Below are 12,898 nucleotides of genomic sequence, written 5' to 3' on the forward strand. Positions count from 1 at the left end.
CTTTCCTTGAACCCAATGTCGCCACGCTTCCGAACACCCGCGGTGGAATTCTCGGACGACTGCTCGCCACACCAGTACAGGTCAGCATGAACAGCGCGGATGCGCCTAGAGACGAAGTAAGGCCGGAGGCTGCCGCCGACGCGTTGCGCCAGCATATCGAGGAGATCGCCCGCGATCGCGATCAGGCCTATCGCGCGCTGCAGGAACGCGAGGCGGAGCTCGCGCGCATCCAGCGCATCGCCCGGGTCGGCGGCGTCGAGGTCGACCTGCGCGAGGGCTACCGCAACCGCCGCTCCCCCGAATACCTGATCATTCACGGCCTGCCGCCGGAGGCCGTCCACGAGACTCACGAGGACTGGGTCAGGCGCGTCCATCCCGATGACCGCGTCAAGGCCGAGCAGGACTTCATTGCCGCGGTCAAGAGCGAGCAGGAGGACTACACCACCGAATACCGCATCATCCGTCCCAGCGACGGCGAGATCCGCTGGGTCCGCGTCATCGCCCGCATCGAGCGTGACTGGAACGGCCGTGCGATCCGTCTGGTCGGCGCGCATATCGATGTCACCGACCAGATGCTGGCGCAGGCCGAGCTGCGCGAGAGCGAGGAACGCTTCCGGCTGATCGCCGACAGCGCGCCGGTGCCGATCTGGGTGACGAAGCTCGACCGCACCCGCTCCTTCGTCAATCGCGCCTATATCGATTTCCTCGGCCTGCCCCCTGACGAGGCGCTGGCCTTCGACTGGCGCAAGGTGCTGCATCCCGAGGACCTTCCGCGCATCCTCGCGCAGCAGCAGTCGGGAGAGTGCTCGCTGAAGCCGTTCTTCCTCGAGGCGCGCTACCGGCGCGCCGACGGGGAATGGCGCTGGCTGCGATCGGAATCGCAGCCACGCTGGGATGCGAACGGCAAACATGTCGGCTTCATCGGCGTCGCTCACGACGTCACCGCCGCCAAGCAGGCCGAGATCGAGCTGCGCCGCGTCAACGAGACCCTCGAAGAGCGTATCAGGGAGCGCACCGCCCAACTCGAGGCCAATGAAGCGCGCATGCGCGCGATCTTCGACACCAGCAATCAGTATCAGGCCATCCTCGACGTCGAGGGCCGCGTGATGCATGCCAACCGCATCGCGGTCGCCGGCATGCGCGCCGGTGAAGTGAACGTCATCGGCCAGCCGCTCTGGGATGCGCCCTGGTTCACCCATACGCCGGGCGTGACCGAGATGCTGCGCAAGGCGTTCGCCCGCGTTCTCGCCGGCGAAAGCTTCCGGACCGAGATGCGGCTCGACTTCGCCAGCGGCCAGCGACATTTCGAGCTGTCGATGCGGCCGCTGTTCGACCAGCATGACGTGGTCACCGGCGCGGTCGCCGAGGCCGTCGACGTCACCGAGCGCATCCAGGGCGAGGAGCTGCTGCGGCAGTCGCAGAAGATGGAGGCGGTCGGCCAGCTCACCGGCGGCGTCGCCCACGACTTCAACAACCTGCTCACGATCATCCGCTCGGCCACCGACTTCCTGCGCCGCCGCGATCTTCCCGAGGAGCGGCGCCGGCGCTATGTCGACGCGATCTCGGAGACGGTGGAGCGCGCCTCGAAGCTGACCGCGCAGCTCCTGGCCTTCGCCCGGCGGCAACCCTTGACGCCGCAGGTGTTCAATGTCGGCGAGCAGGTCGAGAACGTCGTGCAACTGATCCGTCCTCTTGTCGGCAGCCGCATCCAGATCGAGCTCGCGGTCACGGACAGCGGGCTGTTCACCCTCGCCGACGTCGCGCAATTCCAGACTGCGCTGATCAATCTCGCCGTCAATGCGCGCGACGCCATGAACGGTGAAGGTCATCTGCAGATCGGCGTGCAGCGAACCGAGAGCATTCCGGCCTTGCGCGGCCAGAGCCCCCGCCCCGGGGCCTTCATCGCGATCTCGGTCACCGACACTGGCGGCGGCATCGCACCTCAACATCTCAACGCGATCTTCGAACCGTTCTTCACCACCAAGGAGGTCGGCAAGGGCACGGGTCTCGGCCTCAGCCAGGCGTTCGGCTTCGCCAAGCAGTCCGAAGGCGACATCGCGGTCGACAGCCGCATCGGCCACGGCGCGACCTTCACGATCTATCTGCCACAAGCCACGGCAACGGAATCCGGCACGGAAGCGGGCGCCGCGCGCATCGAGCCGGCGACCATCGGGCGCGGCTACCGCGTGCTCGTGGTCGAGGACAATGACGAGGTGGGGCAGTTCTCGACCGAGCTGCTCGAGGATCTCGGCTATGTGACGCGCCGCGTCGCCAACGGCGCCGATGCGCTGGCGATCCTGGCAAACGATGAGTTCGCCGTCGATCTCGTGTTCTCCGACGTCATCATGCCCGGCATCAACGGCCTCGAGCTTGCCGGCATCATCCGCGACCGCTATCCCGGCCTGCCGGTGGTGCTGACATCCGGCTACAGCCACGTGCTGGCGGAAAATGCCCATCACGGCTTCGAGCTGATCAAGAAGCCCTATTCGGTGGAATCGCTGTCGCGCATCCTGCGCAAGGCGATGGCCGAGAAGGCGCCGCTGCCGCGCTGAGCCGGCATCGGGAACCAACATTGCCGATCGGACGTTCTGTTCCGCAATGAGGTGCCGTGAACCGCGTCCGCGCGTCGCGCCGCACTCGGTCATCCGATGTCATTGCGGACCATTTGATGCGCTCCCTTCGCTCGCGGCTGTCGGCGCTCTGGCTCATGCTGGCAGTTTCCGGCGCGGCGACGGCGTATCTTCTTGTCGAGTCGTTCCAGCAGTCGAACGACGCCCGCGTGGCGCGCGCGCAGGACCTGGTCACGCGCGGCTGCCGCGACATCGCCGACCGCTATCAGTTCTTCGTCTCGGGCTGGCGCGGCGCGCCGGTCGACGACAGCCTGAAGCAGGACCTCATCCCGCTGGTGCAGTCCGCCTTGGCCGCGACGCCCGGCGTCGAAGGCGGCATCTGGCAGACGGAGACCGGGTCGCTGGCCTACGCCTATCCGACCTACGAAGGCACCGGACCCAAGACCGACCTGCCGGCAGCCGAACTCAGCGTGATCAAGCAGATCAACAGCGACGCGCAGCGCAGCGGCCGCCCCTCCACGACGAAGAACGCCGGGAAGTCGCAGACTCTGATCGTTCATGCCTGCCCATTGCGCGGTCCGCTCCAGAACGTCACCGCCTGGACCATGACCCGCGCCGCCGCGGCCGAAGGTCCGGCCTACACGCATCTGCTGATCGGGCTGATCGTGCTGGCGGCGACGCTGCTCGGCTCGGCGATCTGGCTGGCCTGGATCCTGGTGTCGTGGTCACGCCGCATCGGCATGATCGAGACGGCATTGGGCGAGCCGACGGACAATACCGACCTGCCGCAACTGCCGCACACCGGCGCCCGCGAGCTCGACCGCCTCGTCGACGCCGTCAACGATGCCGGCCATCGCCTGTCGGCGGAGCGCATGCGCGCCGCCGCCGCCGAGCGCCTCGCAGCCGTCGGCCGGCTGTCGGCCACGCTCGCCCACGAGATCCGCAATCCGATCGCGGCGATGCGCCTGAAGGCCGAGAACGCGCTCGCCTCGCCCGACCCTGCGCGCAAGGCCAGCGCGCTCGAAGCGATCCTGCAGCAGGTGGCGCGGCTCGACGCGCTGCTTCGCGATCTCCTGGCGATGACCCAGGCGAGCCAGCCGAAGACCCGTCCCGTCGAGCTCGACGGCTTCCTGCAGGCCACGATCGACTCCCACCGCGAGCTCGCCGCGCGCCACGGCCAGGCGCTCCGCGCCATCGCGCCGTCCTCCGCGCAGGCCTGCTGCTTCGATCCCGCGCAGCTGCAGCGCGCCCTCGACAATCTGATCCTCAATGCGATCCAGAACACGCCCGAGGGCGGCGAGATCGTCGTCGCAGCCGAGATCGCCGATGGACGCCTGCTGTTTCGCGTCACCGACAGCGGCCCGGGCATCGCCCCCGGCATCAGGGATCGCCTGTTCGAGCCGTTCGTCAGCACCCGCGCCGACGGCACCGGGCTTGGACTTGCCATCGTGCGCGAGATCGCGCGCGCCCATCATGGCGATGCACAACTCGCCCCTGTCAGCACCGGCACCAGCTTCGAGATCTCCCTGCCATGGCAACCATCCTGATCGTCGACGACGATGCGGCGCTACGCGACGGGCTGGCGGAGACGCTGACCGATCTCGGCCACGAGGCGATCACGGCGGCCTCCGGCCGCGAAGCGACCGGCATGGTGTCTCCCGCGACCGATGCCGTGCTGCTCGACCTGCGGATGCCGGGGCTCGACGGCATCGAGACCTTGCGCCGCATCCGCGCCGATGGCGATGCGCCTCCGGTGATCGTGCTGACCGCCTATGCCAGCCCTGAGAACACGATCGAGGCGATGCGGCTCGGCGCGTTCGATCATCTGGTGAAGCCGATCGGCCGCGACGCGCTGCGCGAGCTGATCGCGCGGCTGCCGCCGCGCCGGTCTCAGCAGCAGGACACGGCCTCCGCCGACGACAGCGGACTGATCGGCACCAGCGAGGCGATGCGCCGGGTGCAGAAGACGATCGGCCGCGCAGCCGATGCCGACGCGACGGTGCTGATCCGCGGCGAGACCGGCACCGGCAAGGAGCTGGTCGCGCGCGCGCTTCATGTCCACAGCCGGCGCAGCGCGTCTCCCTTCATTGCCGTCAACTGTGCCGCAATCCCACGCGATCTGCTCGAGAGCGAATTGTTCGGCCACGTCAAGGGATCGTTCACCGGCGCCAGCTCCGACCGCGCCGGCGCCTTCCGCGATGCCGGGTCGGGCACCCTCTTCCTCGACGAGATCGGCGACATGCCGCCGTCGATGCAGGCCAAGATCCTCCGCGCCCTGCAGGAGCGCGTCATCACGCCGGTCGGCGGCAAGCCGGTCAAGGTGTCGGCCCGCGTCGTCGCGGCCACGCATCGCGATCTCGCCAGGCTGGTCGCGAGCGGCGCCTTCCGCGAGGATCTGTACTACCGCCTCAACGTGATCCCGATCGAGCTGCCGCCGCTGCGCGAGCGCGCCCAGGACATCCTGCCGCTGGCCGGCCATTTTCTGGCGCTGGCGTCGGAGGGACGGCCGCGCCCGCAACTGACCGACGCGGCCATCGACAAGCTCGCTCATGCGCCCTGGCCTGGCAATGTCCGCGAGTTGCGCAACGTGATCGAACGCGCCTGCGTGCTGACGCAAGGAGTCCTGATCGACGCCGACGATCTCGACATCACCGACGCGCCGCATGACGAGGAGACGGAGACTTCGACGGACCTGCCGGCGGCGGTGGCGCGGCTGGAAGAGCGCCTGATCCGCCGCGCGCTGGCGGCGTGCGGCGGCAACCGCACCGAAGCGGCGCGACAGCTCAAGATCAACCGGCAACTGCTCTACACCAAGATGCAGCGCTACGGTCTGGGTGACGAGCAGGCGTCAGGAAATCCGACGCGCGCCGTCGGGAAAGACGACGCCTAGCGCCCCAGCCTTCATGCAACCCATTGATTTGTCGTCGTCCGGCACTTGGCACGGCCGTTGCGAACCATCTTGCGTCACCCCTGCCAAAGGAGTTCCAGGATGACGCGAAAGATGACGCCGATCATGGCCGCGCTGATGCTCGCCGCAGCGGGCTGCGGCATGACTGCGGCCAGCGCCCAGGCACCACTGTCCCCGCCGGATGCGACGTGGGATGCATCGCAGCTTCCGGAGACACGCGGGATCGTCAAGCAATACACGCTGACGCCGCGCGGCGATGTCGACGGACTGATTCTCAACGACGGCACCGAGGTGCAGCTGCCGCCGCATCTGACGGCTCAGGTCGTGTTCACGATCCGGCCGGGCGACGGCGTCTCGATCCGCGGCCTGCGCGCCCGCGCGCTGCCGCTGGTCGACGCGGCCTCGATCACCAACATCGCGACCGGCAAGACCGTCGTGGACGACGGTCCGCCCGACCGCCCCGGCCGGCACGGCGCCGACCAGACGGTCAGCGGACGGATCGCCACGGTGCTGCACGGCAAGCGCGGCGAGGTCAACGGCGCGGTGCTCGATGACGGCACGTCGCTCCGCCTGCCGCCGCCCGAAGCCGAACGGCTGGCCGACTGGCTGCATCCCGGACAGACGATCTCGGTGCGCGGCGACCTGCTCGAGACCGCCCTCGGCAAGCTCGTCGACGTCAAGGCCATCGGCACCTCGCCGGATCAGATGACGGAAATCGACGGTCCGCGCCCGCCACGCGGCCCGAGGGGCGGCCCCGACCGGCTCGGCCCGCCGCCGCCTCCGCCGCGCGGCTGATCTCTTTCCTTTCGATCACGAACGAACGCACCACAGGAGACGAACATGCATTGGATCGATCCCGAAAGCCTGCCGCTCGTGAACGGCGTGCTCGAACGCTTCGTGCTCAATCCGCATGGCGAGGTCGACGGCTTCGTCATGCGGGCAGGCGACACGGACATCCTCGTCCATACGCCGCCGCATATGGCGGCGGAGCTGACGCGCCACATCAAGGCGGGCGATACCGTCGGCGCGCGGGGTGTGAAGCCACGCGGGGCGCAACTGCTCGCGGCGGTCGCCGTGTCGGCTGAAGATGGCCGGCAGATCATCGACCACGGCCCGGACGAGGAGCGCGAGCACCCCAAGCACGACCATCACCGGATGGACGTCGAAGGCAAGGTGCGGCTGTCGCTGTTCGGCCCCAAGGGCGAGCTGCGCGGCGCGCTGCTGACCGACGGCACCGTCGTGCGCATCGGGCCGAAGGAAGCCAAGGAGATTGCCGGGCTGCTCGCGCCGAAAGCGACGCTGGCGGTTCGTGGCGACGGCATCGACACGCGCTTCGGCCGGGTCATCCACGCCCGCGAGGCGGGCCCGGACCTGAAGAGCCTCGAGCCGCTCAAGCATGGCCCCAAGAAGGACCCTGAGCATGGTCCCAAGAACGGACCGAAGCACGGACCGAAGCACAAGCACGGGCCCAAGCACGATCACGCGCACGCGTGATCGCCTGCACTGACGCAACGAGGGACCGAGCCTGACAGCATGTCACAGGATGAGACCACCACGCACCGGGCGCGCCGCGCGCTCGACGCTGCCAATTTCTTCCTGGCCGACGTGCGCGATGGCCTCGGGCCCTATCTCGCGATCTACTTGCTCACCGAGCAGAAATGGGACGAGGCCTCGATCGGCGCGGTGATGTCGCTGGCGACGATCGCCGGCATCGTCGCGCAGACCCCGGCCGGCGCGCTGGTCGACGCCACCAGGGCAAAACGGCTGGTCATGATATCAGCCGCGATCGTCGTCACGGCCGCTTCGCTGCTGTTACCTCTCATGACCAGCTTCTGGCCGGTCGCGATCTCGCAGAGCATCGCCAATGCCGCCGGCGTGATCTTCGCCCCGGCCATCGCTGCGGTGTCGCTCGGGATCGTCGGCGCCAAAGCCTTCACCGCGCGGGTCGGCCGCAACGAGACCTTCAACCATGCCGGCAACGCCGTCGGCGCCGTCATCGCCGGCGCCGCCGCCTATGCGCTCGGACCGTCGGCGGTGTTCTACCTGATGGCAGTGACGTCGGCCGGCAGCCTCATCAGCGTGCTCGCCATCCCCGAGCGCGCCATCGACCATGATGCCGCGCGCGGGCTGGCCCACCAGGCGGACGGCAATCGCGCGGACCAAGGCGAGCAGCCGTCGGGCCTGGGCATTCTCCTGACCTGCCGTCCGCTGCTGATCTTCGCGGTCTGCGTCGCGCTGTTTCACCTTGCCAACGCAGCCATGCTGCCGCTGGTCGGCCAGAAGCTGGCGCTGCAGGACAAGAATCTCGGCACCAGCCTGATGTCGGCCTGCATCGCCGCCGCCCAGCTCGTGATGGTGCCGATGGCGCTGCTGGTCGGCGCCCGCGCCGATCGCTGGGGCCACAAGCGCTTCTTCCTGGCGGCGCTGCTCATCCTGCCGCCGCGCGCCGTGCTCTACACGCTGTCCGACGACAAGGCCTGGCTGGTCGGCGTGCAGTTGCTGGACGGCGTCGGCGCCGGCATCTTCGGCGCGATCATGCCGGTCATCGTCGCCGACCTGATGCGCGGCACCGGCCGCTTCAACGTCGCCCAGGGCGCGGTCATCACGGCGCAGAGCATTGGCGCGGCGCTGTCGACCGCGCTGGCCGGCCTGGTCGTTGTCCATGGCGGCTACAGCGCCGCATTTCTGGCGCTCGGCGCAGTCGCCGCCCTCGCCGTGATCGTGTGCTGGCTGCTGCTGCCCGAGACCGGCGGAGCAGAGGCCGCCCATCCGAACGCGGCACCCTCGCCCGCTATCCCCGCCGAATGATTTGCTCTATCGATCCCTGATCATGTCCCTGCACGATACCTGGCTCGCCTACGCCATCATCATTCCCGCCATCGCCGGCGTCATCATCCGTCCCTTTCGGCTGCCCGAGGCCGTGTGGGCCGCCGCCGGCGCGATCCTGCTGGTCGCGCTCGGTTTGCTGCCTGTCGCCGACGCGCTCACCGGCATCCGCAAGGGCGTCGACGTCTATCTGTTCCTGATCGGCATGATGCTGATCGCCGAGCTGGCGCGCCGCGAGGGCCTGTTCGACTATCTCGCGGCCTATGCCGTGGAGCATGCGCGCGGCTCGCCGCAACTGCTGTTCCTGCTGGTCTATGCGGTCGGCACCCTGGTCACCGTGCTGCTCTCCAATGACGCCACGGCGATCGTGCTGACGCCGGCGGTCTATGCCGCGACGCGCGCCGCCGGCGCCTCGCCGCTGCCGTATCTCTATGTCTGCGCTTTCATCGCCAATGCCGCGAGCTTCGTGCTGCCGATCTCCAACCCGGCCAATCTCGTCGTGTTCGGCGAACGCATGCCGCATCTCACCGAATGGCTGCGCCAGTTCACCCTGCCCTCGATGGCCGCGATCGCCCTCACCTACGTCGCGCTGTGGCTCACCCAGCGCCGCGCGTTGCGGGAGGAGACGCTGCGCACCGATGTCGAGAAGCCGCATCTCAGCCGCGAAGGCCGGCTTGCCGCCCTGGGGATATTCGCCATCGCAGCGGTGCTTCTGACCGCCTCGGCGTTCGACGTTCAACTGGGCCTGCCGACCTTCGTCTGCGGCGTGGTCACCGCGGCTGCGATCCTGCTCGTCGGCCGGCAGTCGCCATGGCCGGTGATCAAGGGCATCTCATGGGGCGTGCTGCCGCTGGTCGGCGGCCTGTTCGTGATGGTGGAAGGTCTGAGCCGCGCCGGCGCGATCGGCCAGCTCAGCGCCTGGCTGCACCAGGGCATGACGTCGTCGCCGCACGGCACGGCGTGGGCCGCGGGCCTGATCACCGCGATCGCCGACAACATCGCCAACAACCTGCCGGTCGGCTTGGTCGCGGGCTCCGTCGCCAGCAGCGATCACCTGCCGCATGGAGTCATCCGGGCGATCCTGATCGGGGTTGATCTCGGCCCGAACATCTCGGTCACCGGCTCGCTCGCCACCATCCTCTGGCTGACGGCATTGCGGCGCGAGAAGATCGAGGTGACCGCCTGGCAGTTTCTGAAGGTCGGCCTGATCGCGACGCCGCCTGCACTCATCGCAGCGCTGGCGGCGGCAATGTGGTAGTCAGCCCTCCTTGCCCTCATGGGCGGCGGTGAAGAAGTCGATCAGTCCGAAGGGTGCGTTGTCGCTGAGGCAAAGTTCCAGGATCCGGTGTGCGTCCACCGCGGCCGACTGGCTGCGCGGAAACAGCGCGTCCTCATAGGTGACGAGCGCCGCTTCGATGTCGCCGGGATGTGCGGCGATCGCTTGCGCCAGCTCAGCGCCGTCAAACATCGCCAGGTTCGCGCCCTCGCCGGCCGGTGGCGCCAGATGCGCGGCATCTCCGAGCAACGTCACGCCGGGGACGCGGTCCCATCGGTGGTCGTGCGGGAGCGCATGGATCATGCGCGGCACTGGCGGTGTATCGGCGTCGGCAATCAGCGCGGTGAGCGCCGGTGCCCATCCGTTGAATTCAGCCGCTACGCGCGCGGTCGCGGCACCGGCATCGCCGAAGTCGATATCAGCAATCCACGCTGCGTCACGCTTCAGCGCGACGTAGGCATGCAGAACGCTCCCCGCCTCGCGATGCGCGCAGATCCCCTTCCCCGGGGCGAGCGCGAACAGCGCACCGCCTCCGACCGCTTCGGCTGCCGCGGCGTGCCGCGTATCGGCGTCGTACAGATAGGTCTCGATGAAGATCGTGCCGACATAGTCGGGCCTGGCGTCCGACAGCAGCGGCCGGACCTTCGACCAGGCGCCATCGGCACCGACGAGCAGTTCGCTGCGTACGGTCGATCCATCCTCGAAAGTCAGTTCGTGCCGGCCGTCGCCGAGCGGCGCGACACCGGAGAGCTTCCTGCCCCATTGGACCGTGTCCGCCGGAAGCGAGTCGATCAGGATCTGCCTGAGATCGCCCCGCAGCACCTCAGGCCGTCCGCCCGTGCCGTCGTCGGGCGCCTCGAACAGCACCGTGCCGTGCCGGTCGAGCACGCGCGTCGCCTGGCCACCTTCATGGATGATGGCGCGGAACGCATCGGTGAGGCCGGCGACTTCAAGCGCGCGCTGTCCATCATGTTCGTGAATGTCGAGCTGGCCGCCCTGCGTGCGAGCACCGGCCGAGGACTCCGCTTCATAGACGGTCACGGCAATGCCATGGACGTGGAGGACGCGGGCGAGGACGAGGCCGCCGAGGCCCGCACCGACGATCGTGACTGGTGGCGTCATTGAAGCTCTCCCTTGGCATGAATGGAACATTGTTCCATTAGGTCTCAAGCCTTGGAACATCGTTCCATCCATGTCAAGATGATGTGCATGACATCCAGGACAAAGCCGACCGAACGGCGGACGGACGCGCTCTCGAAAGAGCGGATCGTCGCGGCTGCGATTGCGATTCTCGACAGCGATGGCGAGAGCGCCCTGACCTTCCGCGCGCTCGCGGCGCGGCTTTCAACGGGCAGCGGTGCGATCTACTGGCACGTCGCCGACAAGAACGAGCTGCTGGCGGCAGCCGCCGACGATGTCGTCGCTCGTGTCATGACCGGTGTGGTCGCCGGCGGGACGCCGCGTGAGGCGATCCGTGCCATTGCACTTGGGATATTCGATGCGATCGACACCCATCCCTGGGTGGGCGCTCAGCTCTATCGCGAGCCGTGGCAACCCGCGACGCTGCAGATATCCGAGGGCATCGGCGGGCGCCTCCTGGCGCTCGGCGTCCCCGAACGCGCGCTGTTCGACTGCTGGTCCGCGCTGGCGAACTACATTCTGGGCGTCGCCGTGCAGAACGCCGCGAACGCACGCCTCGCCCCACCCGAGACGGATCGCGCGGCGTTCCTCGACGCCGTCGCCGCGCGCTGGGCGCAGCTCGATCCGGAAAAATATCCGTTCGTGCGAAAGGTCGCGGCACAGCTGCGCGGACACGACGACCGCGAGCAGTTTCTCGCCGGCATCGACTTGATCCTGGCCGGCATCGCAACCGTCAGATAGGCCGCCGCCGCGCCGGCACACCTGGCATAGGCGTGCCGGTGCGGCGTAAGCCTCAGCTCACGCGCTTGATGGCATCGCCCAGGATCGAAACCATCTCGTCGATATGGCTGCGCTCGACGATCAGGGGCGGCGACATCGCGAAGGCATCACCGGCCTGCCGCAGATAAAGGCCGTGCTCGAAGCAATCGACCATGACCTCATAGCCGCGTGCACCCGGCGCGCCTTCGCGCGGCGCCAGCTCGACCGCGCCCATCAGGCCGCAGTTGCGGATGTCGATCACGTTGGGCAGGCCCTTGAGCTGGTGGAGCACGTCCTGCCAATACTCGGCCATCGTGGCGCCGCGCGTGAGCAGACCTTCATCCTTGTAGATGTCGAGCGTCGCGATGCCGGCGGCGCAGGCGATCGGATGCGCTGAATAGGTATAGCCGTGGAACAGCTCAATCTGGCTCTCCGGCCCCGTCATCAGTCCATCGTGGACCTTGCGGCTGGCGAACACCGCGCCGCAGGGCACGGCGCCGTTGGTGATGCCCTTCGCTGTCGTCATCAGATCCGGCACCACGCCGAAATGTTGCCCCGCGAACGGCGCGCCAAGACGGCCAAAACCGGTGATGACCTCGTCATAGACCAGGAGGATGCCGTGCTTGTCGCACAATTGACGCAGCCGCTGCAGATAGCCCTTCGGCGGCGGCAACACGCCGGTGGAGCCCGGCACCGGCTCAACGATCACAGCCGCGATGGTCTCCGCGCCATGCAGCGCGACCAGCCGCTCGATGTCGTCGGCCTTGTCGGCGCCATGCTCCGGCTGGCCTTTGGAGAAGGCATTGCGGGCGAGATCATAGGTATGGCTGATGTGGTCGACGCCGGGGAGCAGAACGGGATTGAAGACGCGGCGGTTGTTGACCATGCCGCCGACCGACGTGCCGCCGAAGTTGACGCCGTGATAGCCGCGCTCGCGGCCGATCAGGCGGGTGCGCGTCGGCTGGCCGATCGCGCGCTGATAGGCCAGCGCGATCTTCAGCGCGGTATCCGCCGACTCCGAGCCGGAATTGGTGAAGAAGACGCGGTCGAGACCGGCGGGCGCGATCTCCGCGAGGCGCTCGGCGAAATCGAACGCGAGCGGATGGCCCATCTGGAACGAGGGCGCGAAGTCGAGGTTCATCAGCTGCCGCTCGACGGCGGCGGCGATCTGCCGACGGCCGTGACCGGCATTGACGCACCACAGGCCCGCCGATCCATCGATCACCTTGCGGCCGTCGACGGTCGTGTAATGCATGCCTTCCGCGCCACTGAACAGGCGCGGCGCCGCCTTGAACTGCCGGTTGGCCGTGAACGGCATCCAGAACGATTCGAGTTGGACGGAGTTCGGAATCTGGCGAGTGGTCACGGCGGGGCTCCTCTGCTGCGGCAGGTTAGCCGGACCACGTTCGCAAAAATACA

General features: G+C 68.2%; 10 protein-coding genes. 8 read left to right on the plus strand and 2 right to left on the minus strand.

Annotation, left to right across the window (positions count from 1 at the left end):
- The first annotated feature begins 86 nt into the window (after positions 1 to 86).
- From ACQR10_RS30580 to ACQR10_RS30610, 7 genes are all read left to right on the plus strand, one after another.
- A complete protein-coding gene (locus ACQR10_RS30580) occupies positions 87 to 2,552 on the plus strand; it encodes a PAS domain-containing hybrid sensor histidine kinase/response regulator (protein ID WP_315804913.1) in 2,466 nt (821 codons plus the stop codon).
- A 116-nt stretch (positions 2,553 to 2,668) separates the two neighbouring features.
- Entirely contained in the window at positions 2,669 to 4,117 is a 1,449-nt protein-coding gene (locus ACQR10_RS30585; protein ID WP_316216088.1) for a sensor histidine kinase, read from the plus strand.
- Positions 4,102 to 5,460: a sigma-54-dependent transcriptional regulator gene (locus ACQR10_RS30590; RefSeq protein ID WP_316216087.1), complete on the plus strand. Its 1,359-nt coding sequence runs from the start codon at positions 4,102 to 4,104 to the stop codon at positions 5,458 to 5,460. Before ACQR10_RS30585 ends, ACQR10_RS30590 begins: the two co-directional genes overlap by 16 nt.
- 111 nt (positions 5,461 to 5,571) lie before the next feature.
- Positions 5,572 to 6,273 (plus strand): hypothetical protein, encoded by a 702-nt coding sequence (locus ACQR10_RS30595; RefSeq protein WP_315804965.1) that lies wholly within the window; start codon positions 5,572 to 5,574, stop codon positions 6,271 to 6,273.
- Between the two features lie 45 nt (positions 6,274 to 6,318).
- A complete protein-coding gene (locus ACQR10_RS30600) occupies positions 6,319 to 6,972 on the plus strand; it encodes a hypothetical protein (RefSeq protein WP_316216086.1) in 654 nt (217 codons plus the stop codon).
- 39 nt (positions 6,973 to 7,011) lie between these two features.
- The gene (locus ACQR10_RS30605; protein ID WP_316216085.1) at positions 7,012 to 8,286 is read left to right on the plus strand and encodes an MFS transporter; all 1,275 of its coding nucleotides are present in this window, start codon (positions 7,012 to 7,014) and stop codon (positions 8,284 to 8,286) included.
- A gap of 22 nt (positions 8,287 to 8,308) precedes the next feature.
- Positions 8,309 to 9,562, plus strand: coding sequence for an arsenic transporter (locus tag ACQR10_RS30610; protein WP_316216084.1), 1,254 nt, complete (start codon positions 8,309 to 8,311; stop codon positions 9,560 to 9,562).
- Here ACQR10_RS30610 and ACQR10_RS30615 read toward each other — a convergent pair whose 3' ends face one another.
- Positions 9,563 to 10,702, minus strand: a complete 1,140-nt coding sequence (locus tag ACQR10_RS30615) for an FAD-dependent oxidoreductase (RefSeq protein WP_316182200.1) — start codon at positions 10,700 to 10,702, stop codon at positions 9,563 to 9,565.
- 87 nt (positions 10,703 to 10,789) lie between these two features.
- Here ACQR10_RS30615 and ACQR10_RS30620 point away from each other — a divergent pair, with 87 nt between their 5' ends.
- Complete coding sequence (locus tag ACQR10_RS30620; protein ID WP_316182134.1) at positions 10,790 to 11,461, plus strand: TetR/AcrR family transcriptional regulator; 672 nt, start codon at positions 10,790 to 10,792, stop codon at positions 11,459 to 11,461.
- Between the two features lie 52 nt (positions 11,462 to 11,513).
- Here the strand turns inward: ACQR10_RS30620 and ACQR10_RS30625 are convergent, their stop codons facing one another.
- The gene (locus tag ACQR10_RS30625; RefSeq protein WP_316182198.1) at positions 11,514 to 12,797 is read right to left on the minus strand and encodes an aspartate aminotransferase family protein; all 1,284 of its coding nucleotides are present in this window, start codon (positions 12,795 to 12,797) and stop codon (positions 11,514 to 11,516) included.
- Between the last annotated feature and the right edge of the window lie 101 nt (positions 12,798 to 12,898).

It is taken from the genome of Bradyrhizobium sp. HKCCYLRH2060 (assembly GCF_051168135.1).
Lineage (GTDB): Bacteria > Pseudomonadota > Alphaproteobacteria > Rhizobiales > Xanthobacteraceae > Bradyrhizobium.

Excerpts from the sequence above, each read along its gene's own strand:
- ACQR10_RS30580 (WP_315804913.1), top strand. The coding sequence starts at position 87 with ATGAACAGCGCGGATGCGCCTAGAGACGAAGTAAGGCCGGAGGCTGCC.
- ACQR10_RS30585 (WP_316216088.1), top strand. The coding sequence starts at position 2,669 with ATGCGCTCCCTTCGCTCGCGGCTGTCGGCGCTCTGGCTCATGCTGGCA.
- ACQR10_RS30590 (WP_316216087.1), top strand. The coding sequence starts at position 4,102 with ATGGCAACCATCCTGATCGTCGACGACGATGCGGCGCTACGCGACGGG.
- ACQR10_RS30595 (WP_315804965.1), top strand. The coding sequence starts at position 5,572 with ATGACGCCGATCATGGCCGCGCTGATGCTCGCCGCAGCGGGCTGCGGC.
- ACQR10_RS30600 (WP_316216086.1), top strand. The coding sequence starts at position 6,319 with ATGCATTGGATCGATCCCGAAAGCCTGCCGCTCGTGAACGGCGTGCTC.
- ACQR10_RS30605 (WP_316216085.1), top strand. The coding sequence starts at position 7,012 with ATGTCACAGGATGAGACCACCACGCACCGGGCGCGCCGCGCGCTCGAC.
- ACQR10_RS30610 (WP_316216084.1), top strand. The coding sequence starts at position 8,309 with ATGTCCCTGCACGATACCTGGCTCGCCTACGCCATCATCATTCCCGCC.
- ACQR10_RS30615 (WP_316182200.1), bottom strand. The coding sequence starts at position 10,702 with ATGACGCCACCAGTCACGATCGTCGGTGCGGGCCTCGGCGGCCTCGTC.
- ACQR10_RS30620 (WP_316182134.1), top strand. The coding sequence starts at position 10,790 with ATGACATCCAGGACAAAGCCGACCGAACGGCGGACGGACGCGCTCTCG.
- ACQR10_RS30625 (WP_316182198.1), bottom strand. The coding sequence starts at position 12,797 with ATGCCGTTCACGGCCAACCGGCAGTTCAAGGCGGCGCCGCGCCTGTTC.